We start from the raw sequence: 24,229 nt of genomic DNA, 5'->3' as shown, positions 1-24,229 counted from the left end.
GAGTCCAGCGCCGCCGCCCGCGTGCAGCCGCGCGCGGCGTGGACGGATCCCGCTCAGCGCCCGGCCGATCCGGCGCCGTCGAGCCCGTCCAGCACCGCGGTCCCCAGGTCGCGCAGCTGATCCACCTGTTCGAGGGTGAGCCGGTCGAAGATCAACCTGCGCACCTCGGCGACGTGGCTCGGCGCGACCTTGCGCAGCACCTCCAGCCCGGCGCCGGTGAGCGTGGCGTACTGGATGCGGCGGTCCGCGGGCGACGGCCTGCGCTCGACCCAGCCGCGCTCCTGCATCACCGAGATGGCGTGGCTGAGCCGGGACGGGCTGGTCGCGGTGTAGCGGGCCAGCTCGCCCATCGGCATGGTGCGGTCGGGCGCGTCGGAGAGCGAGGCGAGCATGGAGTAGTAGCTGTGCCCGATCCCGACCTCGTCGCGCAGCTGCCGGTCCAGCGCCTGCGGCAGCAGGTGGATGAGCTTGATCAGCGGCAGCCAGGCCGCCATCTCGCGGTCGTCCAGCCAGCGTGGATCGGACACGGGCACCTCGGCTCTCAGGCGGTCTGGACCGACCTCTTGGCCAGGCCCATGGCGAATCCGTCGATCACGGTGGTGACCGCGGCGGCCGGTTCGGTCGCGGCGCCGAGGGTGACGAACAGCGGTGTGAAGTGTTCCACCGTCGGGTGCGCGTAGGCCAGTGCAGGCGCTCGATGCCGGTACTCCGTGAGCTCGGCCAGGTCGCCGGCGGCCAGCGCGGCCGCCGCCCACTCGTCGAACTCCCGCGACCAGCCGGGAACCCGCTCCGGGTGCGCCCAGTCGACGTAGGGCAGGCCGTGCGTCATGTAGCCGGAGCCGATCACCAGCACCCCATCGGCGCGCAGCGCGCGCAGCCGCTCGCCCAGCGCGAGCAGCCCGGCCGGGTCATCGGTGGGCAGGCTGAGCTGCAACACCGGGATGTCGGCCTCCGGATACATGACCTTCAGCGGAATCCAGGCGCCGTGGTCGAGCCCGCGGCCGCGGTGCTCGTGGACGTGCGTGCCGTCCGGCAGCACCGCCCGCAGCCGCTCGGCGAGCGAACCGGATTCCGGTGTGTCGTACCGCATCCGGTAGTAGAGCGGGTGGAAGCCGCCGAAGTCGTAGACCAGCTCGGTCGGCGCCGTGCTGGTGATGCCGATGGCGTCGGACTCCCAGTGCGCGCTGACGATGAGGATCGCGCGCGGCCGCGGCAGCGCGCGGGCCCAGCCGTGCAGCTGCCGCATCCACGGCGCGTCCTCCAGCAGCGGCGGCGCGCCGTGGCTGAGGTAGAGCGCGGGCAGCGGGCCGTCGCCCGGCGTCCAGCCGCGGTGCGGCTCGGTGCCAGCGGCGGCGTGCCGCAGGTGTCCGGCGAACGGGTGCGCGGCGGGGACGAGCGCATCGGCCGCCGCGGTGCGCGACGCTGCCGGATCGAGCAGGCGGGACGTGGTCACGGGTCACCTCGGGAAGTCGGTATTTCAAAGTTCAAATTCTACCGACTGCAGCGCCGCGAGGTGCTGATTCATTCCCGCGATGCCCGGCCCCGGTGCCGGGCTCCGCGAGCGTGCGAGGTGCTAGACCTCGAGATCCTCCTCGATCCCGCGCAGCCGGTGCCTGGCCAGCGCCAGGTTGGCCCGGTTGCGGTCGAGCGCGATGTAGAGGAACAGGCCCTTGGACTTGCGGCCGGTCATCGGGCGGATGATGTGGTACTGGCCCTGCAGCGTGATGAGGATGTCCTCGATGTCCTCGTTCAGCCCGAGCTGTTCCATGGTGCGCATCTTGGCCCGCACCACCTCGGTGTTGCCCGCGGCGGCGACCTGCAGGTCGAGCGACTTGGAGCTGCCGAGCATGCCGAGCGCCATGCCGCTGTTGTAATCGACCACCGCGGCGCCGACAGCGCCATCGATGACCATCATGTCCTTCAGGGCGAGATCCATGGTGGTGGACACAGGTTTCCTTTCAGTGGGTTTTCGTTGCCCGGTCTTTTCCGGGATCGTTCGTGATCGCCGTCAGGTGGTCGGCGATGGCGCGGGCCACGGGGCGGCTCTCCAGGTGCAGCCGCCCGACGTTCACCTCGGGGCCCGCGAGCACGGTCAGCGAGGTCCAGCCGGCCGCGTAGATGACCACGTGGCCGCCGGTGCCGTTCACCACGACCTCGTGGAACCCGCCGCCGTGCGCGGTGGTCGCGAGCCGGTGCGAGAGCGAGAGGTGGGAGGCGGCGAGCGCCGCCATCCGGGACGGCTCGATCTGCGGGGGCAGGTCGTGGGCGACCAGCAGGCCGTCGCTGGAGGCGACCAGCGCGCCGGTGAGCTTCGGCACGCGCTCGCGCAGCGCCCTGAGCTCCGCCAGGACGACGGCGTCTGGTGCGGGTCCGGACATCGACACCTTGCTCTTCCTTCCCATCAGATCGCCGAGCAGCTTCTTTCCCGCTGTCACCACTTCAGCTCCTCCAGCGCGGCCTTCAGCCGGACCAGCACCTCGCGGTCGACCGGCTCCAGCCGGTCGTACGGGGCGAGCGGCTCGACCGGCTGGGCGACGCGCCGCGGCAGCGGGGTGATCGGGAGCGCCGGGGTCACCGGAAGCGGTGTCACCGGAAGCGTCGGGATTTCGGCGACCGGCGGCTCCGGCAGCAGCACCGGATGCTCGATCAGTTCGGCGGCGGTCAGGTCGCGCACCGCCTCCAGTACCCCGTAGGCGGTGCGCCCGAGCGCCCGCGCGATCGAGGCGATGGTGCGGTGGCCGTCCGCGATGGCGAGCACCTCCGCCTGGCCGCCGGTCAGCACGACGCGCCTGCGCCGGACCCGGCGCACCGGGACGACGGCGGCGCGATCGACCAGCGCGGCGGGCCACGGCCCGGAGCGCGGATCGCCGCGGCGCGCGCACTCCCGCATGAGCGCCCGCGGCGGCACGTGGCAGACCGGGGCCAGCCAGTGCGCGGGCGCCGGGTGGAATTCGCTCCGCTCGGCGGTGGCGAGCAGAAAGTAGGCGGCGTCGAAGACCGACAGCAACGCCAGGGTTTCCAGCCGGGGTCGGCCCAGCACCGGCGCCGGATCGCCCGCGCCCGCCCGTCGCCAGTCCTCCTCGGTGGCGACTCCGGCCTCCACCACCAGCCGGTCCAGCCCGGTGGTCCAGCGGCACTCCGCGGAGACGATCGCGCCCTCGGCCAGGTGGAACTCGCCGTCGCTCGCGCGCAGGACGCCGGTGCTCCCCGCCTTTTCCAGCCGCTGCAGTTCGAGTTCGAGATCAGTGCTCATGCGGGATCGCCGGCCATTTCGCCGAGGATATTCTTGAGCCGGAATCGCGCCATTGCCAAGTTTCCGTTTTCCTCGTCGAAGAGGACGTGAACGAATAATCTTCCGTCGAAATCGCCGTTCACGAGATTCAGCAGGTGATATCCGCTGGTGCCGTAGACGATGATCTCGCTGACGTCGTCGCCGTCGGTCGCGAGCGCGGAGCAACCGAGCACCGCGCGCACCACGTCCGTGGTCCCCGCGGCGTCCTCGTGCTCGTCGACGTGGTCATGTCTACCTGCGGCTGCGATCGCCAAGCCACTGGCCCCGTCCACCAGTGTCACGCTGCGCGCACCAGGAATGTCCATGATGCGTTGCAGGCAGCCATCGATCCCGATCACCGATCCCCCGGCCTGTTCCTCTGTAGGTTACGAATTCCAGACGCTACACACCGGCGCGAGTGATCGCACGTCGAACGGCAGATAATCCCGGGCAACCCCAGGATACGAGTGATTTACCCGCCGGTATTCAGACTTGTCGGTATTAGAAACCTTTCGGTATCCAATTCCCGGCGGCATGAGAGACCTTTCGGTTTTCATTCTCGAAGTACTTCCTATATCGACCTGAGATAGGGACCAAGGACCCTTGCCCCGGCGCGTGGCCCCCGCCGGGCGGCGCACCTGTGCGGGGATCGCCGGGGCTTTCACTGGGCGACCGACCCGTATGTTTCATCGGCAACCGTGCCGCTACGCCCCCGCGACCACCGGGCACACCCTGTCGGTCCGGTGCCCTACGGTGAGCCGCGACACCACGGGAGAGGAACACATGGGCGCCTGGGATTTCGGACCCTTCGACAACGATCACGCCGGCGACTGGAGCGCGCGCATCCACCACGCCCAGCCGGGCGACCGCCAGGCCCTGCTGCGCGGCGCACTGACCGAGGCGGCGGACACCACCGGCTACCTGGACAACGACGAGGCCAGCGCCGCCGTCGCAGCGGCCGCGGTCGTCGCGTCGACGCTACCCGGCGGCACCCCCGTCACCTCCGCCTACGGGCCCACCTTCCTCACCGAGGGCGGAACCTTCGATATCGGCGAGGGCACACCGGAACTCGCGGTCCGGGCGCTGGAGCGGGTACTCGGCCCGGACTCCGAGTGGGTCGAGCTGTGGGCCGACGGTGGTGGCGACACGGCGCAGCACCCGGCGTTCGTGAGCGTGCACGAACTCCTGGCGGTGCTGCGCCGCTGACCCGCTACCCGCAGAGCTGCTCCGGTGCGCCGTACTCCGCGCACCGGATGGCGCTGCCGACGTCGACCGGCCGCCACGCGTTCGCGGAGTACTGGAACAGCACCCGGGCCGGCTGCGTCGTACCGCCGTGCGACCCGCTGCGCGCCGACGCCCAGCCGTTCGCGCACCTGGCGTCCTCCAGTTCGATCGGCGTCGCCAGGCGGTCCTCGATGTCGGTGCCCTGGAGCGCGGTCACCAGGGTCGCGGTGTCCACCGGGCAGCCGGGGGCAGGCTGGAACGGGTCGGTGACCTCGCTCGGCACCTGCCGGTCCGGGGTCACCGTCCTGCCGTTCAGCGTGAAGGTGATGGTGACCGGGCCGCCCTGCGGGCAGCAGAACGGTTCGTCGCCGAGCAGCCAGCGGTACTGCACCTGCACCGTGGTGTCGGTCGCGCCGTTCACCGAGGCGTAGGAGGTCTCGCGCTGGGTGGCGGTGCCGAGGTAGCCGGTGTGGTCGAAGAACAGGATGTGCGATGGGGAGCTCGCGGAGCCGCCCGCGGTCACCCGGGCCCACAGGAGTTGCGGGCACTGGCCGAGTGGGTTGTCGCTGACGCCGTCCGGGAGGAAGGGTGCCTCGTTCCCGGCCCGGCCGAGGGTGGCGACGGCTGCTGTCACCACCGGCGATGCCGGGTCCAGGCACTTCCCATTGCCCGCCGTGGCGGGTTGGGCGGGCGACCCCGGGCTTTGCCCACCCGGTTGCTGGGCACCGCCTGGCTGCTGGGTACCGCCGGGCTGCGTGCCCCCCGGCTGTTGCGTGCCCCCCGGCTGCTGAGTACCGCCCTGCGCCTGCGTCACCGTCGTTCCCGGCGGCGCCGACTCCCCCATATCGCCCTGACACCCGGCCACCGCCGCGACCACCCCGATCGCCATAACCGCCGCCCCGAAGATCTTCCGCATTGCCTCCCCTTTCAGAACCCCGACACCAGCAGAATCGGAATCTTCCGCCCGGTATTACGCCCCCAGTTCCGGGGCTTGCCACAAACGATCAGTTTTCGAGAAGCCCCGGACGCTCCACCGCCCCTACCGTTGCCGGTACCGGATCACCACAGGCAGGAGCCACCCATGACCGACAAGACCAAGAGCTACGAAGGCTTCACCACCGAGGAGCGCGACGCCATGAAGCAGCGCGCGACCGAACTCAAGTCCCGCAAGCGCGGCAAGGACACCGAGCCGGAGGTCCTCGCCAAGATCGCCGAGATGCCCGACGCCGACCGCGCCATCGCCGAACGCATCCACACCCTCGTCAAAACCCACGCCCCCGCGCTCGTCCCCAAGCTCTGGTATGGCATGCCCGCCTACTACCGCGACGGCAAGGTCCTGTGCTTCTTCCAGGCGGCGGACAAGTTCAAGGCGCGGTACGCGACGTTCGGGTTCGATGCGATCGCGGCGTTGGACGACGGGGCGATGTGGGCGACGTCGTTCGCCATCACGGAGTTGTCGGAGGTGGATGCGGAGCGTTTGGGGGCGTTGATCACCAAGGCGGCGAGCTGAGGCGGACGTTCATTTTTCGCGAATGTTCAATTAAAGTGAACAGTGTGCAGGATCGAACACAGCGCGCGGAGGTCGAAGCCGCAATGAGCCGCGCCCTGTCCCGGCTTCCGATCGAGTTCGAGATCCGGGACTGGGCCTCGGACGAACTCGCGCAGGTCGAGATCCGCCGCTCGGGCGAAACCGCCACCTACCGGGCTGCCTGGCTGCCCCACCCGACCTGGTCGGAGGTCTCGAAGCTCGCCCGGCACGGAAGCGACGAACCGCTGCTTGTCCTGGGCCCCCGGATCAACATCCGCACTGCCGAGAGCCTGCATGACGCGGGCATCGACTACGCGGACCTCGCCGGAAACGCCCACCTGGCCTTCGGACCGGTCCTGATCGACATCCAGGGCCGCAAGCATGTCACCGAGCCGACTCAGCACAGTGGCGGACAGACCAATCTCTTCAGCACCAGAAGAATGCAGGTCGTTTTCGCCCTGCTGGCGTGGCCCCACCTCACCGACGCACCGGTCCGCATGCTCGCGAAGACCGCCGGAACCTCACTGGGTCTCACGCAGTCGACCCTGAGCACCATGCGCGATTCCGGCTACCTGATCGGCAAATCCCTGCACCGGCGTCCCGAACTCGTCGATATCTGGACCGCCGCCTACCGGTTATCACTCCTGCCCAAACTTCGTCTCCACTCGTTCGAGGGAGACCCAGCGCGCTGGTCACCGCGACCGGGTTATCTGATCAGCGGCGAATCGGCGGTGACAAGGATTCGAAATCCACAGACGCTCACCGTCTACGTCGATGATTTCGACTTCGCGGTGGGCGCGCACAGCGGATGGCGGCGATCGGCCGAGCCGAATATCGAAGTTCGCCGGAAGTTCTGGACGACACCGCTCGGGCAGCCGCTTCCAGGCGCACCCGAGTTCGCACCCACGGCAGCGCCGCCGCTCCTCGTCTACGCGGACCTCCTCGCCACCCAGGAGCCACGTCAGACCGAGGTCGCCGCAGCGCTTCGGCAGGAGCACCGTGTTTGACCTGGGAAATGTCGAGCCCAGCTCGCTGGTATTGCTAGATCGCGTCGTCGCCGAACTGTCATCGTTGACCGGTGCCGACGAACGGTCGCTCATGCTCATCGGCGCACACTGCCGCGACCTGCTACATCAGGCATTCGGCCGCACGGACACCATGCGCTCCACCGACGATGTCGATGTGGCACTGGCGGTGAGCGGCCCCGCCGAATACCACCGCATCACCTCGGCGCTACCGCGCTCCGGGGCGACCGACGTCCGGTACTCCGTGGCCGATATTCCCGTCGACGTGGTGCCGTTCGGCGGCATCGAGCATCCGGCAGGCACCGCTCGCCTGCCCGGCAGACGGGAGTCGATCGACGTATTCGGATTCCAGGAAGTCTTCGACCGTTCCGACGAATTGACGTTGCCGGGCGGAAGCCGGATCGCGCTACCCACGCCTGCGGGCTACGCCGTGCTCAAGGTGAAAGCGTGGGCTGATCGCAGCGCTCATTTCGAGTACAAGGACGCAAGCGACATTGCCACACTGTGTAGTTGGTACCAGCGCGATCCCGAGATCGGGAAGCTTCTCTACAGCACCCGGCTCGATCTCCTCCAACGGGCCGAGCTCGACACCGACGTGGCTGCTCTGTACCTCCTCTCCGAGGAGATTGCCGAAGTGCTCGGTGCGGAGCGGGAAGCCGAACTCACCGCGGCGTTGGAGTCCACAGACCTCGGCATCTTGGCTCATCACTTCGCGAAAGCGCGTTCCAGCAGCAAGCCGAACACCGCCTCGGCCACGTCAGAACTGATCGCGCTCACCGACTTCACACAGGGAAGTGCAGCGTTCCCACCTGACCGTCGATAGATGCGCACGGAGGTGATTCGATCAGACGTCGGGTACGTGCTCGAGCGGGAAGCCGCTCGAGCACCTGCGGCGGGCAGGTAGCGAACAGATCGCTCGATCCGCCGGCGAAGGCCTACGGGCTACACGTTGAAGCGGAACTCGACGACGTCGCCGTCGGACATGACGTAGTCCTTGCCCTCCATCCGAACCTTCCCCGCAGCCTTCGCCGCCGCCATCGACCCCGCCGCCACCAGATCGTTGTAAGCGACGATCTCCGCCTTGATGAACCCGCGCTCGAAGTCGGTGTGGATGACCCCGGCGGCCTTGGGAGCGGTGTCCCCCTGGTGGATGGTCCAGGCGCGGGCCTCCTTGGGCCCGGCGGTGAGGTAGGTCTGCAGGCCGAGGGTGTGGAAGCCGGCGCGGGCGAGGCCGTGCAGGCCGGGTTCGGTCTGGCCGATGGATTCGAGGAGTTCCAGGGCGGACTCGTCGTCGAGTTCGAGGAGTTCGGCTTCGACCTTGGCGTCGAGGAACACCGCGTCGGCGGGGGCGACGGAGGCGCGAAGTTCGGCGACGCGGGCTTCGTCGGTGAGCACCGACTCGTCGGCGTTGAAGACGTACAGGAACGGCTTCACGGTGAGCAGGCTCAGCTCGCGCAGCAGCTCGGTGTCGATCTCGGCGGCGGCGGCGAACAGGGTGCGGCCGGAGTCCAGGATCTCCTGCGCCTGCTTGGCGGCGTCGGCGGCGGGTTTACGGTCCTTCTTGACCCGCGCTTCCTTCTCCAGCCGGACGACCGCCTTCTCCAGGGTCTGCAGGTCGGCGAGGATGAGTTCGGTCTCGATGACCTCGATGTCGGCGGAGGGGTCGACGCGGCCGTCGACGTGGATGACGTCGTCATCGGCGAAGACCCGGACGACCTGACAGATGGCGTCGGCTTCGCGGATGTTGGCGAGGAATTTGTTGCCGAGGCCCGCACCTTCGGACGCGCCCTTGACGATGCCCGCGATGTCGACGAAGGAGACCACGGCGGGGACGATGCGCTCGGAGGCGAAGATCTCGGCGAGTTTGTCGAGCCTGGGGTCGGGGAGGGGGACCACGCCGACGTTGGGCTCGATCGTCGCGAAGGGGTAGTTCGCGGCGAGCACGTCGTTCTTGGTCAGGGCGTTGAACAGCGTCGATTTTCCGACGTTGGGCAGCCCGACGATTCCGAGGGTGAGACTCACGAGGAGCAGAGTCTACGCGGCGTAGCCTGGGAGCCATGCAGCCCACCTCCGAGGTGGTGACGGCTCGGCCCGCGCAGGCGCTCGCCGGGTTCGTCGACCACTACCTCGGCTATCGGCAGACCGGGTACGCGCCCGGGCTGCATCGCGGGCTGCCGTCGCGGCATCTCACCTTCATCGTGGCCATCGGGCCGCGGATCGAGGTGGTCGCGCAGCCCGATCCGGGGCAGCGGCCGGGCGCCTACGGCTGCGTGCTCGGCGGGTTGCAGGCCGGGCCCGCGACGATCCGGCACGACGGCAATCAGGAGGGCGTCGCCATCGCGCTGACGCCGCTCGGCTGCCGCACGCTCTTCGGGGTGCCCGCCGGGGAGCTGTGGAGTCTCTCGCTGGAGCTGGCCGACGTCGCGGGGCCGCTGGGTGAGCGGCTCTGGACCGAGCTACAGACGGTGCCGGACTGGCCGGGGCGGTTCGCGGCGGTCGATCGGGTGCTCACCGACCTGGCCGATCACGAGCGGCAGGTCACGCCGGAGCTGGCCTGGGCGTGGCGCACGGTGGTGCGCAGCGGCCCGCCGATCGGGGCGCTGGCCGGGGAGATCGGCTGGAGTAGGCAGCACCTGACCAGGCGATTCACCGGAGAGTTCGGGCTCGGGCCGAAGCTGGCCGGTCGGATCGCCCGGTTCGAGCGGGCGCGGCGGATGATCGAGCGGGTGCCGTCGCACATTTCGCTGGCGCAGGTCGCGGCGGCCTGCGGGTACTACGACCAGGCCCACCTGAATCGGGACTTCGCGGAGCTGGCCGGGTGCGCGCCGACGCTGTGGCGCACCGAGGAGATTCCATCCGTCCAAGACGGGACCACCCCCCTGGCGTGAAGGTGGAGCCATGAGTGAAAACACTGTCGGCCTCTGGCCCTGCCTCTCCTTCCGCGACGCGGAGAAGACCGTCGATTTCCTGGTGCGCGCCTTCGGATTCCGGAAGGTCGCCGAATACACCAGGGAGAACGATCCCTCGATCGTCGAGCACGGCGAACTCCGCTGGCCCGCGGGCGGCGGCATCATGTACGGCACCGCGAACAAGTCGGACGATCCGTTCTGCTCCCGCGCGACCGGCAACGACAACATCTACCTGGTGACCGACGAGCCGGACGCGCTGTTCGAGCGCGCCACCGCGGCAGGCGCCGAGCTGGTGCGCGGGCTGCGCGACGAGGACTACGGCTCGCGCGGGTTCAGCGTCCGCGACCCCGAGGGGAATCTCTGGAGTTTCGGAACCTACCGCGGGGAATGACGCGCGGAGGAACAATATGGAACAAGGCCGGGCCGGTGCTCTCCGATCGGATACGTTGGCTGCTGTTTCGGCAATGGAGCTGGGCGTCGACGGGAGTGTGAGCAGATGGCGACGATCGAATATCTGCGGACGGATCCGGATCTGCCACCGGTCGGTGTGGTGGACAGACGTCCGATCACGCCGGTCAAGAAGGGGATATTCGGCGCCATCGCGGTGCTCGGCGCCGTCGCCTGGGCGATTCTGGCGGTGGTCCGCGGCGAATCGGTGAACGCGGTGTGGATCGTGATCGCGGCGGTCTGCACCTACGTCATCGCGTACCGGTTCTACTCGACGCTGATCCAGCGCAGGATCACCAAGCCGCGCGACGACCTCGCCACCCCGGCCGAGATCCTGGACAACGGCAAGGATTTCGTGCCGATGGACCGGCGGGTGCTGTACGGGCACCACTTCGCCGCCATCGCGGGGGCCGGGCCGCTGGTCGGCCCGGTGCTCGCGGCGCAGATGGGGTACCTGCCCGGCACGATCTGGATCGTGGTCGGCGTGGTGCTGGCCGGCGCGGTGCAGGACTACCTGGTGCTGTGGATCTCGCTGAAGCGCCGCGGGCGGTCGCTGGGGCAGATGGCCCGCGACGAGCTGGGGCTGGTGGGCGGCGTCGCCGCCATCGTCGGCGTGCTGGTGATCATGATGATCCTGCTCGCGGTGCTCGCGCTGGTGGTGGTGAACGCGCTGGCGGAGAGCCCGTGGGGGATCTTCTCCATCGGCATGACCATTCCGATCGCGCTCTTCATGGGGGTCTACCTGCGCTACCTGCGGCCGGGGAAGGTCGGCGAGGTCTCGATCATCGGCTTCGTGCTGCTCATCCTCGCCATCGTCTCGGGCGGCTGGGTCGCCGAGACGAGCTGGGGCGCGGACTGGTTCACGCTCTCCCCGGTGACCATCGCCTGGCTGCTGATCGGCTACGGCTTCGTCGCCTCGGTGCTGCCGGTGTGGCTGCTGCTCGCCCCGCGCGACTACCTCTCCACCTTCATGAAGATCGGCACCATCGGGCTGCTGGCGATCGGCATCCTGGTGACGCTGCCGGTGCTGAAGGCGCCCGCGGTCTCGCAGTTCGCGATCAGCGGCAACGGCCCGGCCTTCGCGGGCAGCCTTTTCCCGTTCCTGTTCATCACGATCGCCTGCGGCGCGCTCTCCGGATTCCACGCGCTGATCGCCTCCGGCACCACGCCGAAGCTGCTGGAGAAGGAGTCGCACGCCCGGATGATCGGGTACGGCGGCATGCTGATGGAGTCGTTCGTCGCGGTGATGGCGCTCATCACCGCCTGCATCATCGACCAGCACCTGTACTTCGCGATGAACGCGCCGGTCGGGCTCACCGGCGGCACCCCGGAGACCGCCGCCGCCTACACCAACTCGCTCGGCCTCTCCGGGCCGCCGACCACGCCGGAGGCGTTCAGCCAGGCGGCGGCCGACGTCGGCGAGGAGAGCATCATCTCGCGCACCGGCGGCGCGCCGACGCTGGCGATCGGCATCTCCGAGGTGTTCTCCCAGTTCCTCGGCGGCGCGGGCATGAAGTCGTTCTGGTACCACTTCGCGATCATGTTCGAGGCGCTCTTCATCCTCACCACGATCGACGCGGGCACCAGGGTGGCGCGGTTCATGCTCTCCGATTCGCTGGGCAACTTCGGCGGGCCCGCGCGCAAGTTCAAGGATCCGTCGTGGCGGGTCGGGGCCTGGTTCTGCTCGGCCGCGGTGGTGCTTGCCTGGGGTTCGATCCTGCTCATGGGCGTCACCGACCCGCTCGGCGGCATCAACGCGCTCTTCCCGCTCTTCGGCATCGCGAACCAGTTGCTGGCGGCGATCGCGCTCACCGTCGTGCTCACCATCCTGATCAAGAAGGGCATGGTGAAGTGGGCCTGGATCGCGGCGGTGCCGCTGGTCTGGGATCTCGTGGTGACCATGACGGCGTCCTGGCAGAAGATCTTCTCCGCCGACCCCAAGCTCGGCTACTGGAAGCAGCACAGCATCTGCCAGCAGGCGCAGGAGGCGGGCACGCTGTGTTTGACCGCCAAGACGCCGGAGAGCGTGGACGCCGTCGTGCGCAACACCTTCATCCAGGGCACGCTCTCGATCGTCTTCGCGGTGCTGGTGATCATCGTGGCGGTGGTCGGCGCGCTCGTCTGCCTGCGGGCGCTGCGCTCCGGCGGGGCGGAGACCACCGAATCGCCGGAGGAGCCGTCGAAGCTCTTCGCGCCGAGCGGGTTCTTCCCGACGGCGGAGGAGAAGGAGGTGCAGCGGCAGTGGGACGAACTGGCGGAGAAGCAGGCGCGGACGCCGGAGCCGGCGAGTTGACCGGGCGGGACGGCCGGACCGCGCTCCCGGCCGTCCTGCGCCGGGCGTTCGGCGGGGTGCTCTGGTGGTTCGACGGGGTGCTCGGGGGGCAGGATTACCAGCGGTACGTGGCTCACCTGCGCCGGGTGCACCCGGATCGGCCGGTGCCGTCGGAGCGGGAGTACTGGCGGGAGCGGCACGCGGAAGCGGAGCGGAATCCCGGCGCGCGCTGTTGCTGAGCGCAGACTGACCTGCGGCCGGATCCGCCGGTCGGCGCCGAGTGGCCGCGTGCGGGCTCGACCGCGCTGCGGCGGCGGGTGGCCCGCGTGGCCGGTGAAATGCACGCCGCACGGCCGTGTCCGATTTCCGCTGGCCCGCGGCGGACGGCGCTGCCAGAGTGGAGGGCGTGAACGACACGGCTCTCGACTTCGAACGCTGCTACCGGGCGGTCTCCACCCGGGACGCCCGCTTCGACGGGCAGTTCTTCACCGCGGTGCGAACCACCGGCATCTACTGCAGGCCGTCGTGCCCGGCGATCACCCCGAAGCGGGCCAATGTCTCCTTCCTCCCGACGGCCGCGGCCGCGCAGCAGGCCGGGTACCGGGCCTGCAGGCGCTGCCTGCCGGACGCCGCACCCGGCTCGCCGCACTGGAACACCAGGGCCGACCTGGCCGCGCGGGCCATGCGGCTGATCGGGGACGGCGTGCTGGAGCGCGGCGGGGTCCAGGGGCTGGCGGCCGGGCTCGGCTACTCGCCGCGGCAGCTGACCCGGGTGCTCACCGCCGAACTCGGCGCCGGCCCGCTGGCGCTGGCAAGGGCGCATCGCGCGCACACCGCGCGGCTGCTGATCCAGACCACGGCCATGCCGATCTCGGACGTGGCGTTCGCGGCGGGGTTCGCGAGCATCCGGCAGTTCAACGACACCGTGCGCGAGGTGTTCGGGGTGAGCCCGACGGTGCTGCGCACCGAGGCGCGCAGGCGCGGCGCCGAACCGGACACCGCGGCCGGAACGCTGACCCTGCGGCTGCCCTTCCGGCCCCCGCTGGACCGGGCCTGGCTCGGCTGGTTCCTCGCCGCGCACACCGTGCCCGGACTGGAGGGCTGGGCGGACGGCGTCTACACCAGGGCGCTGCGCACCCCGCACGGCCACGCGCTGGTCCGGCTGACGCTGCTCGACGACCACGTGCGCGCCGAACTCGCACTGCGCGACATGCGCGACCTGGCGCCCACCGTGGCCCGGGTGCGGCACCTGCTCGATCTCGACGCCGACCCGGTCGGCATCGACGAGGCGCTCACCGCGGTGCGGCCCGGGCTCACCCCCGGCATCCGGGTGCCGGGGAGCGCCGACGGCGCCGAGCTGCTGCTGCGCACCATGATCGGGCAGCAGATCTCGGTCGCCGCCGCGGCCACGCACACCGCGCGGCTGGTGGCGGCGCTCGGCGAGCGGGTCGAGGGGGCGGTGCTCTTCCCCCAGCCCGCGGTGGTGGCGGAGCGCGGGGCCGAGGTGCTCACCGGGCCGGGGCGCCGGGTGGCGGCGGTGCTCGGGGCGGCGGCGGCCGTAGCCAGCGGCGCGCTGGTGCTGCACGCCGGGCGCACCGCCGCCGAGCTGCGGCGCGACCTGCTCGCGCTGCCCGGCGTCGGGCCGTGGACCGCCGACTACGTCACCATGCGGCTGCTCGCCGACCCGGACATCCTGCTCGGCACCGACCTGATCGTGCGGCGCGGCGCGGAGCTGCTCGGCATCGACCTGGCCGAGACGGCGGCGTGGTCGCCGTGGCGGTCGTACCTCTCCATGCATCTGTGGCGGGTGGCGCTCGGCGATCGAGTCGCCGCCTGCTCCGACTCGAAAGCGAAGGTTCAGTGATGAATTCGACTGCCGACTACGCCGTGGTCCGGACGCCGATCGGGCCGTTCACCGCGCTCGTCGACGCGGACGGGGCGGTGCTGGCCAGTGGGTGGACCGGCGATGCGGAGGGGTTGCGCGGGTTGATCCACCCGGCACTGCGGCCCGCCGCGCTGCGCGAACGGGATTCGCTCGGCGCGGTGAGCGAGGCGATCGTCGCGTTCCACGACGGGGAGGTCGGGGTGATCGACGCGGTGCCGGTGCGGCAGCTGTCGGGACCGTTCCTGCTGCATGCCTGGGACGTGCTGCGGACGGTGCCCGCCGGGGAGCCGATCACGTACACCGAGTTCGCCGGGGCCGCGGGGCGTCCGGCGGCCACTCGGGCGGCCGCCAATGCCTGCGCGCGGAATGCGGCGGCGCTCTTCGTTCCGTGCCATCGGATCCTGCGGATCGGCGGGGCGCTCGGCGGGTTCCGGTGGGGGCTGGAGGCGAAGCGGTGGCTGCTCGCGCACGAGGCGCGGGCGGTCGCCAGGTCCGGCGCCCCCGAGCTGGCGGAGGCCGCGCGCCGATAGCCGGTTGCCCTGTCGCCCGTCGGTGCTCCGCGCCCGGGGCACCCGCCTCAGGCGACGGTGGCGCGGAGGGAGGAGCCCTCGCGGCCGCGGACGACGTGCAGGCGGCTGGGAATGCGCTGGCGCATCTCGTCGACGTGGCTGACGATGCCGACCACCCGCCCGCCCGCGCGCAGTTCGTCGAGGACGCCCATGACGGCGTCGAGGGTGTCGGCGTCGAGGCCGCCGAAGCCCTCGTCGATGAAGAGGGTGTCCAGGACGATGCCGCCGGATTCGGCGGCGACGGTGTCGGCGAGGCCGAGCGCGAGGGAGAGCGAGGCCATGAAGGTCTCGCCGCCGGAGAGCGTCTTGGCGGGGCGGACGCGGCCGGTGTAGTCGTCGCGGATGTCGAGGCCGAGGCCGCTGAGCCGGTTGCGGGCGTTCGCCCGGTCCGAATGCACGAGTTCGTAGCGGCCGCCGGACATCCGGCGCAGCCGCGCCGAAGCCGCTGCCGCGACCTCCTCCAGCCGGGCCGCGAGCACATACGACCGCAACGACATCTGCCTGTTGTTCTGGCCGCGCCCGGCTACCAGCTTGGCCAGCCCTTCCAGCTCCTCGAATCGGGCCTGCTGCGGTGCGAATCGCTCGAGCTCGGACCACAGCTGCCCGCTGAGCTGTTCCAGCTTCGCCACCCGCCGCTGCGCGTCGGAGTGGTCGGCGACGGCCTGATCGCGCAGCTCCTGCGCTTCGGCCAGCCCGCTCTCCAGCTCGGTGAGATCCGCGGGCTCGGCGGCGAGCGCGGCGCCGACCTCCGGCTCGTCGAGGACGGTCTGCGCGCGATGCCGCGCGAGCTCGGCCTCCTCCAGCGCCGTCGCGGTCTCCTGCTGCCACCGCGCGGGCCTGGCGGCCGGACCGACCTGTGCCGTGATCGCCGCCCGTCGGCGCTCGGCCGCGTGCAGCCGTTCCGCTGTGGAATTCGAATCCGGTTCGACGGCAGGGCCATTCAGGACAAAGCCCGCATCGTTCGCCAGACGCTCGGCACGGGCCAGCGTCGAGTCGGCCAGCTGCACCGCGGCGGCCACCTGCGCACGGGCGCTGCGCAACTCCTCGGTGTGCTGCACCAGGGCGCGCAGCCGGGTGCGGCGGCGCGCGAGCGACCCGTCCGCCCCGGCTGCGGCACGCACCCGCGCGGTGACCTGCTCGAGCTGGCTCCTGGCCGCGTCCTGCTCGGCGACGGTGGCGCCGAGCTCGGTCTCGCAGCGGCGCAGCCGGTCCTGCAACCGCTCCGACTCGGTGCGCAGCCGGGCCAGCTCACCCGCGGCCTGCTCCCTGCCGTTCGCGAGATCCCGCGCGTCCGCCAATTCGAGCGCGGCCGCGCGCCTGCGCGCCTCCAGCTCTACCCGGTCGGCGTCGCCACCGTGCGCGGCGAGCGTGCTCACCGTCCGCTCCAGCTCGTTGACCAGCGCGTGCGCACTGTCGCTCACCCGCTCCGCGGCCTGCTCCCGTTCGGCAGCGGCGGCCTCAGCGGCCTTCGAGACCTGCTCGGCACCGGCGACCGCGGGCCGCGGGTGCTCGGCCGAACCGCACACCTGGCAGGGCTCGCCATCGCGCAGCCCGGTGGCCAGCTCGGCGGCCATTCCGGCCAGGCGCCGCTCCCGCAGGTGCAGGACGGCGGCACGGGCGTCGTTGTGCGCGGCCTTGGCATCCACCGAAGCCGTCTGGGCGGCGACGAGCTCACCGCGGCACTCGACCAGGCGGATCGCCGCCGCCACCGCGGTGTCGCACCGCTCGGCGGCATCGGTCAGTCCGGGCAGCGCGACCGCGGCGCCCTCGGCTTCGCGCAGCCGCGCCTCGGCCGCCTCCAGCCGGCCGGGCAGGCTCTCCCTGAGACCGGCGAGTTCATCCCGCTCCCGATGCAGGGCGCGCTCGGCGGAGGCCAGTTTCTCCAGCCTGCCGGTGAGTCCGGTCACGGCATCGGCATCGGCGGCGCGCTCGTCGAGTCTGCCGAGCCCACCGAGCCAGGCGTGCAACGCGGGCTCGAGATCGGCCGTCTCGGGAACCGACCCGGCATCGACGGGCACCAGCTCGATGCCATCGATGTCGGCGGCGCCCGGATCGCCGACGGCCGCGCCGAGCCGGGCGGTGATCACGTCGCGGTCGGCCACCCGGGTACCGGCGGTCTCCAGCGCGTCCCGCGCCTCGTGTACCGCCGCCACGACCGGGTCGGCCCGGTACGCCGCCTCCAGCTCGGCGCGCAGGGCGGCCCTGCGCGCCGAATCCGCCGCATGATCGTCCAGCTGCGTGTGCGCGCCTGCGGCGCGCTCGCGCAGGGTGCGCGCCCGTTGCTCCCGGTCCAGCGCACGTCGCGCGGTCTCGTAGGCGGCGCGGCGCGCGGTGGCCCGGTCGCCCGTGCTGCCGACCTCGGCGCGGGTGGCGGCGAGCAGGTCCTGTGCCCAGACCTCGGCTTCGCTCAGCGGCGCCTCGTCCCGCGGCTGCCCGGTGACACCGGCGATCTGATCCATCAGCCCGACGACCTGCTGCCGCTGCGCCGCCAGCGCCTCCCCCGCCTCCCGCCGCCGCTCGGCCAGCCACTGTTCGGCCGCACCGAAACGCTCGGTGTCGAAGAGCTTCTCCAGCAGCTTCTCCCGCTCTTCGTTGTCGGCGCGCAGGAAGCGGGCGAAATCGCCCTGCGGCAGCAGCACCACCTGGAAGAACTGATCGGCGCTCATACCGAGCAGCCGGATCACCTCGTCGCCGATCTCCTGGATGCGGGAGAGGTGCTGCCGCTCACCGTCGAGCCAGGTCAGCGTTGCTTTGGCGGACACGGCGGTCTTCCGGCCCGGCCGGTGGAACTCCGGGCTGCGGGTGATCCGGAGACGCTGCCCGCCCAGCGTCGCCTCCAGCACCACCTTGGGCGCGACGTCCTCCGGGGCGTGGTCGGAGTGCAGCCGCTTTCCCTCGGAGCGCGCGCCGGGCACCTTGCCGTACAGCGCGAAGGCGATGGCATCCAGGACCGTGGTCTTGCCCGCGCCGGTCCGGCCGTGCAGGAGGAAGAGGCCGTCGGCGCCGAGCACGTCGAAGTCGATGACGGTCGGCTGCGCGAACGGGCCGAACGCGAGGATCTCCAGGCGGTGCAGCCTCACTCGAAGAACCCGCTCTCGATCGCGGCGTCCGGCTCGGCAACGGCCGCCGCCAGCGCCTGTTCCAGCAGCCCGACCTCGCGCTGCGACGGCTCGTCGCGCACGTCCGCGACGAAGCCGCTCGCGATCTGCACATCCGACCTGCCGCGCACCCGCTCACGGTAGCGGAACTCCGGATCTCCCTCCGGCCGTTGCCAATCCACGTGCACCGCGTAGGGGAATCGGCTCTGCAGCCTGCGCAGCGGATCCATGGGCCGAACCGGATCGGTCAGCTCCGCGGTGATGTAGTCGTCGACGGCGCGATCGAACACCGGGTCGGTCAGCAGCTCGTCCAGCGTGCCGGAGAGCAGCCGCAGGCCGCGGATCTCCGGCAGCTCGTGCCCGCGGACCGCCGCCAGCCCCGTTTCATCGAGGTCGACGATCCAGACGGCCTTCCGATGCGACCGCTCGCCGAACGAGTACGGCAGCAGCGACCCCGAGTAGCGCACGGACTCCGACAGGGTCTGCGGCGAGTGCAGGTGGCCGAGCGCCACATAGTCCATGCCGTCGAAGGCGGACGCCGAGACCTCCTCCACCCCGCCGACGGCGATCGAGCGCTCGGAGCCGGTGGCCTCGCCGCCGGTCACGAAGGCGTGCGCGAGCACCACCGAGCGCGGGGTGCCGCGGGCGGCCAGGTCGGCCCTGATCCTGGCCATGGCGGCGTCGAGCACCTCGGCGTGCGAACGGGCCTGCGGCACGTCGAGTTCGGCGCGGGTGATCTCCGGCTCCAGGTAGGGGATGCCGTAGCAGGCGACGGTGCCGTGCTCGTCCGCGAGGAGGACCGGGCGGTCGCAGGCGGCGACGGTGGTGCAGAGGTGCAGCCCGCCCGCCGCGGCGAAACCGGCGCCCGCGCCGAGCCGGGCCGGGGAGTCGTGATTGCCCGAGGTCGCCACGATGCGGGCGCCCGCTTCGCGGATCGCCTCGAAGCCGCGGTTGCAGACGGCGATGGCATCGGCGCTGGGGATCGCGCGGTCGTAGACGTCGCCGGCGAGCAGCACGACATCGACCGAATCGGCCGCGACGAGCTCGGCGACGGCGGTGAGCGAACGGGCCTGATCGGCAAGCAGATCGACGCCGTGGAAGGTGCGCCCGATGTGCCAGTCGGAGGTGTGCAGCAGCCGCATGCCGCGAAACCTAGGCCAACCCACCGACACAGTTCAAACTTCCACGCGGTGACCGGGGCCTCCGCGCCAACCGACCCGCCGTTCCGTCCCACCGGCCGACGGCGGGTTAGTGTGCATTCCGTGGCTGCTTCTCAACGTGTGCGACCCCGCGTGCCCGCATCGCAGCGCTCGGTCCTGCCCGCGGTCCGTGGCGTCTCGGCACCGGTGGCGGTGCTGATCGCGGTTGCCTGCACGATCGCGGGATTTCTGGTCGATGCCGCCGGTGGCGGCAGTGAACTGACCCTGGCCTTCTCCGGGGCGTACGTGCTCGGCTGCCTGCTCGCGGTGCTCGCGGTGCGGTACCGGGGGCTCTTCACGACGATGGTGCTTCCGCCGCTGCTGCTCTTCGCCTCGGTGCCGCTGGCGTACCAGTTCCTCACCGCGGGCGGCTCGACCTCGATCAAGGACATTCTGCTCAACCTGGCGATTCCGCTGGTGAACCGGTTTCCGGCCATGCTGCTCGCCACCGTGCTCGCGCTCGCCGTCGGCGGACTCCGGATCTGGCAGCGGCGGCGCGAGGAGGCGAGTGCGCGGGCCGGGGAGGGGCGGCGGGGTACCAGCTGGGGGCGCGGGACGTCGCTGCGCGATACCGCGGAGCGCGGGAAGCGGTCGCGGAGCGAGCCCGAGGACGACGTCCACGATATGAAGACCGAGTTGCTGCCCGGGCCGTCCCGGCGGCAGCCGCCCCCGCCCGCGGAGGCGGCACCGCCGCGGAAACCCCGTGGCTCCGGCCGTGGGCGCACCGCGACGCGCGAGGACGAGGTCCCGCGCCGCCGCGAGGGTGCGGCGCCGGGGCGGCCGACGGTGCGCTACCGCGACCGCGACGACGACCGGCGCAAGCCCAAGCGTTAGCGGCGGGCGGGGCGCAGCTCGCGGGGCAGCGCGAAGACCAGCGTCTCGTTCGCGGTGGTGACCGGCTGGACGTCGGCGAAGCCGTGCTCGGCGAGCAGCTGGATCACCCCGTCGACCAGGATCTCCGGCACCGAGGCGCCGGAGGTGATGCCGACCGTGCGGACCCCGTCCAGCCAGGCCGTGTCCACCTCGCGGGCGTAGTCGACCAGGTAGGCGGCCCGCGCGCCGGCGTTCAGCGCGACCTCGACCAGCCGGACCGAGTTGGACGAGTTGCGCGAGCCGACCACGATCACCAGGTCGCACTCCGGCGCCATCGCCTTGACCGCGGTCTGCCGGTTGGAGGTGGCGTAGCAGATGTCGTCGCTCGGCGGATCCTGCAGCAGCGGGAACTTCGCGCGCAGCAGCCGGACCGTCTCCATGGTCTCGTCCACGCTGAGCGTGGTCTGCGAGAGCCAGATGACCTTGTTCTCGTCGCGCACGGTCACGCCGTCGACCCCGCCTGGTCCGTCGACGAGCTGGACGTGGTCGGGCGCCTCACCGGCGGTGCCCTCCACCTCCTCGTGCCCCTCGTGGCCGATCAGCAGGATGTCGAAGTCGTCGCGGGCGAAGCGCTTGGCCTCCTGGTGCACCTTGGTGACCAGCGGGCAGGTGGCGTCGATGGTGCGCAGGCTGCGTTCGGCCGCCGAGGCGTGCACCGCGGGCGAGACGCCGTGCGCGGAGAAGACCAGCAGGGCGCCCTCCGGCACCTCGTCGGTCTCGTCGACGAAGATCACGCCGCGCTCCCGCAGCGTCTCCACGACGTGCCGGTTGTGCACGATCTCCTTGCGGACGTAGAGCGGCGCACCGTGCTTCTCCAGCGCCTTCTCCACGGTCTCGACGGCGCGGTCGACGCCGGCGCAGTAACCGCGCGGTTCGGCCAGCAGCACCCGCTTCGCGTCGGCGGCGCCGGAGGAACCGGCGGAGCGCGCGATTCCGACGTTCAGGGAAATAGCCGAGGACATGTCCCACAGAATACGGACTCGGGCCGGGTGCCGCCCGCGGCGGTCGCGCACGGAAGAATCACACGCCGTGACACCCGTCCTTTGCATCACACATCGTTTCGGGCAGGCTGGGACCATGTTCCGACCACCGTTCCTGGCCAGGGTCGCGGCCGGCGCCGCCGTGTACGCCCTCGAAGAGAGCCGCAGGTTGCCGAGCGCGGCAATTCATTTCCCGATCACGGCGGTGAGCCAGCTGTTGCAGACGTCGATGCACGTGCAGCAGTTCGTCACCAGTTTGGCGCTGAAAGGCGACGCGGTCTTCGAACGCCTCGGCGGCAATCCGGTGGAACAACCGGAATGGGCGACCTTCGACGAGGACGTCGACGAATACCGCGACGATTTCGCGCCGGGCGGCATCGCCGACCCCAGGGTCAGCCGTTTCGACCGCTACACCGGCGACGACATCGGCAGCGGCAACGGCCATCTCGCGACGGCGCCGAGCTACAGCGCGCCGGAGATCGCGGCCGAGCCGGTCCCGGACGACGCGATCGCCTCGGTGACCGATATCACCCCGGAGCAGCCGCTGGCGACCGGCTCCGCGCCGCAGCCGCTCGACGAGCCGGAGCCGAGCGCGCCCGAGCCGAGCGGCCCTGAGCTGCCCGAGGTCGCCGCCAAGTACGACTACCCCGGCATGACGCTGGCCCAGCTGCGCGCCCGGCTGCGCATGCTCTCGGTGGACGACCTCTCCGCGCTGCTCGCCTACGAGGAGCAGACCCTGGCCCGCGCGCCCTTCCTGACCATGCTCACCAACCGGATCGCCACCGTGCGGGCGCAGTGACCTCCGGCCCCGCGAACTCCGCGGAGCAGCCGTGGCCGGTGCGCACCGTCTCGATGAAGGTCGCGCAGTGGATCGACAAGCTGGGCAGCGTCTGGGTCGAGGGGCAGATCACCCAGATCTCGCTGCGGCCGGGGACGCGGACCGCGTTCCTTGTGCTGCGTGACCCGTCGGCGGACATGTCGCTCGCGGTGACCTGCGATCCGGAGCTGGTGCGCTCGGCGCCGGTGCCGCTGCGCGAGGGCACGCGGGTGGTCGTCTACGGGAAGCTGCAGTTCTATCCGGCACGCGGCAGTCTGTCGCTGCGGGTGCTCGAGATCCGCGCGGTCGGCGTCGGCGAGCTGCTGGCCCGGATCGAGCGGCTGCGCGCGCTGCTGGACGCGGAGGGGCTCTTCGACCAGCGGCTCAAGCGGCCGCTGCCCTTCCTGCCCGGCACCGTCGGGCTGATCACCGGGCGCGGCGGCGCGGCCGAGCACGACGTGCTGACCGTCGCCAGGAATCGCTGGCCCGCGGTGCGGTTCGAGATCCGCAACACCGCGGTGCAGGGCGCGGCGGCGGTGCCGCAGATCCTGAAGGCGCTGGCCGAGCTGGATGCCGACCCCGCGGTCGAGGTGATCGTGCTCGCGCGCGGCGGTGGCAGCGTCGAGGACCTGCTCCCCTTCTCCGACGAGGCGCTGTGCCGGGCCATCGTCGCGGCGACGACGCCGGTGGTGAGCGCGATCGGGCACGAGCCGGACAGCCCGCTCAGCGACTTCGTCGCCGACCTGCGCGCCGCCACCCCGACCGATGCCGCCAAGCGGATCGTGCCGGACGCCGCCGCCGAGCTCGCCGGGGTGCGTGAGCTGCGCGAGCGCGCCGCAGGGGCGCTGCGCGGCTGGGTGCGCCGCGAGGAGCGGGCGCTGGCGCAGCTGCGTTCGCGGCCGGTGCTCGCCGACCCGCTGCGCGAGGTCGAGCGGCGCGCCGAGGAGGTCGAGCGGCTGCGCTCCGCCGCGCGGCGGAGCGCGGAGCATCGGGTGAGTGGCGAGCGGACGACGCTGCGGCACCTGCGGGAGAAGCTGGTCGCGGTGGGTCCGGCTGCCACGATGGCGCGCGGCTACGCTGTCGTGCAGCGCGTCAACGGCCGGGAGCGGCACGTGGTGCGCGCCGTCGACGAGGCGCCCGCGGGCAGCCAGCTGCGCATCCGGGTGGCGGACGGCGCGATCAGCGCGGCCGCGCTGGGAACCGAGCGGACAGGAGGGGCGTGAGCGTGCCGGACGAGACCGAAGAGATCGCCGCATTCGGCTACGAGCGGGCCCGCGACGAGCTCGCCACCGTGGTGAAGATGCTCGAGCAGGGCGGGCTCGACCTGGACGAATCGCTCACGCTCTGGGAGCGCGGGGAGGCCCTGGCGAATCGCTGCGAGGAGCACCTCGCCGGTGCCCGCGAGCGCGTCGAGAACGCGCTTGCCCGCACGGACCTGGAGCACGAGGAGTAGAGCCGCGCAGCGGTCCCGCTCGAGCAGGGCGCGGCAGCTCATCGACGCCCGAGGAGCATGCCGCGCGCCTACCGCGTCAGCGGGACGGCGGCGTCAGCGGCTGCGCCGCGGTGATCGCGCCCGCGAGGGTGCGGAAGGCGGCCTCGTTGCCCGCGCCGGTGACGAGCACCCGGACCGCGCCGAGGTCGGCGACCCAGGCGTTCTCCTCGGTCGGCTCGCTGTAGACCACCCACTTCGTCCCGTCGACGTCGACCGTCCCGGTCGGGTAGCGGGAACCGAGCACGAAGCGGGCCAGCTGCTCCTCGGCGGCGCTGCTCTGCGAGAACCGCAGGTAGGTGCCCTCCCCGGTGATGTAGCCGACGGAGCTGATCGGCCCGCCGCCCGCGCCGGTGATGGTCTCCCTGCTGCCCGAGTTCGGCGTCCAGTCGGCCGGGAGCTCGGGGTTGCGGATGGGGAACGGCAGGGTGCGGGCGTCCGAGCCGAGCGCCGCGTCGACGTCGAAATGCGGGATCCGCCCCTGGGTGGGCCCGGTCGCGGAGAAGCTGCACTGGCTGGCCAGCCCGGCGAAGACCACGGCGATCAGCACCAGCGGGATCAGCGAGAAGAACAGATCCTTGTAGTCGTTCATGATGCGTGGCTTCTGGTTCGGCACGCCTCCAGTATCCCCACCTGCGGCGCA

The 24,229-nt window shown here is 71.3% G+C and carries 26 protein-coding genes; 14 read left to right on the top strand and 12 right to left on the bottom strand.

What is annotated here, in order from left to right; translation table 11 throughout:
- Positions 1 to 53 precede the first annotated feature (53 nt).
- The 6 genes from ACFUJ1_RS30740 to ACFUJ1_RS30715 form a co-directional block, all read right to left on the bottom strand.
- Complete coding sequence (locus ACFUJ1_RS30740) at positions 54 to 527, bottom strand: MarR family winged helix-turn-helix transcriptional regulator (RefSeq protein WP_378650812.1); 474 nt, start codon at positions 525 to 527, stop codon at positions 54 to 56.
- 14 nt (positions 528 to 541) lie between these two features.
- Entirely contained in the window at positions 542 to 1,303 is a 762-nt protein-coding gene (locus tag ACFUJ1_RS30735) for a DODA-type extradiol aromatic ring-opening family dioxygenase (protein WP_378650823.1), read from the bottom strand.
- Between the two features lie 270 nt (positions 1,304 to 1,573).
- The gene (locus tag ACFUJ1_RS30730) at positions 1,574 to 1,936 is read right to left on the bottom strand and encodes a hypothetical protein (RefSeq protein WP_233021005.1); all 363 of its coding nucleotides are present in this window, start codon (positions 1,934 to 1,936) and stop codon (positions 1,574 to 1,576) included.
- 22 nt (positions 1,937 to 1,958) lie between these two features.
- A complete protein-coding gene (locus ACFUJ1_RS30725) occupies positions 1,959 to 2,438 on the bottom strand; it encodes a roadblock/LC7 domain-containing protein (protein WP_378650811.1) in 480 nt (159 codons plus the stop codon).
- Positions 2,432 to 3,253, bottom strand: a complete 822-nt coding sequence (locus ACFUJ1_RS30720) for a hypothetical protein (RefSeq protein WP_378650810.1) — start codon at positions 3,251 to 3,253, stop codon at positions 2,432 to 2,434. The genes ACFUJ1_RS30725 and ACFUJ1_RS30720 overlap by 7 nt, the downstream gene beginning before the upstream one ends.
- Positions 3,250 to 3,630, bottom strand: a complete 381-nt coding sequence (locus tag ACFUJ1_RS30715) for a hypothetical protein (protein ID WP_378650809.1) — start codon at positions 3,628 to 3,630, stop codon at positions 3,250 to 3,252. Before ACFUJ1_RS30715 ends, ACFUJ1_RS30720 begins: the two co-directional genes overlap by 4 nt.
- 394 nt (positions 3,631 to 4,024) lie before the next feature.
- Between ACFUJ1_RS30715 and ACFUJ1_RS30710 the strand changes: the two genes are divergently transcribed.
- Positions 4,025 to 4,477 carry a DUF4259 domain-containing protein gene (locus ACFUJ1_RS30710; protein WP_378650808.1) on the top strand — a complete coding sequence of 151 codons (453 nt, stop codon included), beginning with the start codon at positions 4,025 to 4,027 and terminating at the stop codon, positions 4,475 to 4,477.
- A gap of 4 nt (positions 4,478 to 4,481) precedes the next feature.
- Here ACFUJ1_RS30710 and ACFUJ1_RS30705 read toward each other — a convergent pair whose 3' ends face one another.
- Complete coding sequence (locus ACFUJ1_RS30705; protein ID WP_378650807.1) at positions 4,482 to 5,129, bottom strand: LppP/LprE family lipoprotein; 648 nt, start codon at positions 5,127 to 5,129, stop codon at positions 4,482 to 4,484.
- Between the two features lie 447 nt (positions 5,130 to 5,576).
- On the opposite strand from ACFUJ1_RS30705, the gene ACFUJ1_RS30700 reads away from it, so the two are divergent.
- Genes ACFUJ1_RS30700 through ACFUJ1_RS30690 form a run of 3 tightly spaced genes read left to right on the top strand, consistent with a single transcriptional unit; the run spans position 5,577 to position 7,871 of the window.
- The gene (locus tag ACFUJ1_RS30700; RefSeq protein ID WP_378650806.1) at positions 5,577 to 6,005 is read left to right on the top strand and encodes an iron chaperone; all 429 of its coding nucleotides are present in this window, start codon (positions 5,577 to 5,579) and stop codon (positions 6,003 to 6,005) included.
- Between the two features lie 44 nt (positions 6,006 to 6,049).
- Positions 6,050 to 7,030: a type IV toxin-antitoxin system AbiEi family antitoxin gene (locus ACFUJ1_RS30695; protein ID WP_378650805.1), complete on the top strand. Its 981-nt coding sequence runs from the start codon at positions 6,050 to 6,052 to the stop codon at positions 7,028 to 7,030.
- A complete protein-coding gene (locus ACFUJ1_RS30690) occupies positions 7,023 to 7,871 on the top strand; it encodes a hypothetical protein (protein ID WP_378650804.1) in 849 nt (282 codons plus the stop codon). The genes ACFUJ1_RS30695 and ACFUJ1_RS30690 overlap by 8 nt, the downstream gene beginning before the upstream one ends.
- A gap of 119 nt (positions 7,872 to 7,990) precedes the next feature.
- Here the strand turns inward: ACFUJ1_RS30690 and ychF are convergent, their stop codons facing one another.
- Complete coding sequence (gene ychF, locus ACFUJ1_RS30685) at positions 7,991 to 9,070, bottom strand: redox-regulated ATPase YchF (RefSeq protein ID WP_378650803.1); 1,080 nt, start codon at positions 9,068 to 9,070, stop codon at positions 7,991 to 7,993.
- 35 nt (positions 9,071 to 9,105) lie between these two features.
- On the opposite strand from ychF, the gene ACFUJ1_RS30680 reads away from it, so the two are divergent.
- The 6 genes from ACFUJ1_RS30680 (at position 9,106) to ACFUJ1_RS30655 (ending at position 15,091) form a co-directional block, all read left to right on the top strand.
- The gene (locus tag ACFUJ1_RS30680) at positions 9,106 to 9,936 is read left to right on the top strand and encodes a helix-turn-helix domain-containing protein (protein ID WP_378650802.1); all 831 of its coding nucleotides are present in this window, start codon (positions 9,106 to 9,108) and stop codon (positions 9,934 to 9,936) included.
- A gap of 10 nt (positions 9,937 to 9,946) precedes the next feature.
- Complete coding sequence (locus ACFUJ1_RS30675; RefSeq protein ID WP_378650801.1) at positions 9,947 to 10,348, top strand: VOC family protein; 402 nt, start codon at positions 9,947 to 9,949, stop codon at positions 10,346 to 10,348.
- Between the two features lie 105 nt (positions 10,349 to 10,453).
- Positions 10,454 to 12,697, top strand: coding sequence for a carbon starvation CstA family protein (locus ACFUJ1_RS30670; protein ID WP_378650800.1), 2,244 nt, complete (start codon positions 10,454 to 10,456; stop codon positions 12,695 to 12,697).
- Entirely contained in the window at positions 12,694 to 12,915 is a 222-nt protein-coding gene (locus ACFUJ1_RS30665; RefSeq protein WP_378650799.1) for a YbdD/YjiX family protein, read from the top strand. The genes ACFUJ1_RS30670 and ACFUJ1_RS30665 overlap by 4 nt, the downstream gene beginning before the upstream one ends.
- A 167-nt stretch (positions 12,916 to 13,082) precedes the next feature.
- Positions 13,083 to 14,540: an Ada metal-binding domain-containing protein gene (locus ACFUJ1_RS30660; protein WP_378650798.1), complete on the top strand. Its 1,458-nt coding sequence runs from the start codon at positions 13,083 to 13,085 to the stop codon at positions 14,538 to 14,540.
- Entirely contained in the window at positions 14,540 to 15,091 is a 552-nt protein-coding gene (locus ACFUJ1_RS30655) for a methylated-DNA--[protein]-cysteine S-methyltransferase (RefSeq protein ID WP_378650797.1), read from the top strand. Before ACFUJ1_RS30660 ends, ACFUJ1_RS30655 begins: the two co-directional genes overlap by 1 nt.
- Before the next feature lie 47 nt (positions 15,092 to 15,138).
- Here ACFUJ1_RS30655 and ACFUJ1_RS30650 read toward each other — a convergent pair whose 3' ends face one another.
- On the bottom strand, positions 15,139 to 18,210 hold the full coding sequence (locus ACFUJ1_RS30650; RefSeq protein WP_378650796.1) for an AAA family ATPase: 3,072 nt from the start codon (positions 18,208 to 18,210) through the stop codon (positions 15,139 to 15,141).
- Positions 18,207 to 19,370 carry an exonuclease SbcCD subunit D gene (locus ACFUJ1_RS30645; RefSeq protein WP_378650795.1) on the bottom strand — a complete coding sequence of 388 codons (1,164 nt, stop codon included), beginning with the start codon at positions 19,368 to 19,370 and terminating at the stop codon, positions 18,207 to 18,209. Before ACFUJ1_RS30645 ends, ACFUJ1_RS30650 begins: the two co-directional genes overlap by 4 nt.
- A 150-nt stretch (positions 19,371 to 19,520) precedes the next feature.
- Between ACFUJ1_RS30645 and ACFUJ1_RS30640 the strand changes: the two genes are divergently transcribed.
- Positions 19,521 to 20,261, top strand: coding sequence for a DUF6542 domain-containing protein (locus tag ACFUJ1_RS30640; protein ID WP_378650794.1), 741 nt, complete (start codon positions 19,521 to 19,523; stop codon positions 20,259 to 20,261).
- On the opposite strand, the gene ACFUJ1_RS30635 is transcribed toward ACFUJ1_RS30640, so the two are convergent.
- Positions 20,258 to 21,262 (bottom strand): 4-hydroxy-3-methylbut-2-enyl diphosphate reductase, encoded by a 1,005-nt coding sequence (locus ACFUJ1_RS30635; RefSeq protein WP_378650793.1) that lies wholly within the window; start codon positions 21,260 to 21,262, stop codon positions 20,258 to 20,260. The genes ACFUJ1_RS30640 and ACFUJ1_RS30635 overlap by 4 nt on opposite strands.
- A gap of 115 nt (positions 21,263 to 21,377) precedes the next feature.
- On the opposite strand from ACFUJ1_RS30635, the gene ACFUJ1_RS30630 reads away from it, so the two are divergent.
- The 3 genes from ACFUJ1_RS30630 to ACFUJ1_RS30620 are packed head-to-tail and all read left to right on the top strand — an operon-like array spanning position 21,378 to position 23,550.
- Positions 21,378 to 22,079: a lipid droplet-associated protein gene (locus tag ACFUJ1_RS30630; protein ID WP_378650792.1), complete on the top strand. Its 702-nt coding sequence runs from the start codon at positions 21,378 to 21,380 to the stop codon at positions 22,077 to 22,079.
- Positions 22,076 to 23,320: an exodeoxyribonuclease VII large subunit gene (gene xseA / locus ACFUJ1_RS30625; RefSeq protein ID WP_378650791.1), complete on the top strand. Its 1,245-nt coding sequence runs from the start codon at positions 22,076 to 22,078 to the stop codon at positions 23,318 to 23,320. The genes ACFUJ1_RS30630 and xseA overlap by 4 nt, the downstream gene beginning before the upstream one ends.
- Positions 23,317 to 23,550, top strand: a complete 234-nt coding sequence (locus ACFUJ1_RS30620; protein ID WP_378650790.1) for an exodeoxyribonuclease VII small subunit — start codon at positions 23,317 to 23,319, stop codon at positions 23,548 to 23,550. Before xseA ends, ACFUJ1_RS30620 begins: the two co-directional genes overlap by 4 nt.
- Positions 23,551 to 23,626: 76 nt before the next feature.
- On the opposite strand, the gene ACFUJ1_RS30615 is transcribed toward ACFUJ1_RS30620, so the two are convergent.
- Complete coding sequence (locus tag ACFUJ1_RS30615; protein WP_378650789.1) at positions 23,627 to 24,202, bottom strand: DUF4245 domain-containing protein; 576 nt, start codon at positions 24,200 to 24,202, stop codon at positions 23,627 to 23,629.
- Positions 24,203 to 24,229 lie beyond the last annotated feature (27 nt).

Source organism: Nocardia sp. NPDC057227 (genome assembly GCF_042669725.1).
In the GTDB taxonomy this organism is placed as follows: Bacteria; Actinomycetota; Actinomycetes; order Mycobacteriales; family Mycobacteriaceae; genus Nocardia; species Nocardia asteroides_A.
The sequence above is the reverse complement of the archived record's forward strand: the minus strand, read 5'-3'. Positions and strand labels throughout refer to the sequence as shown.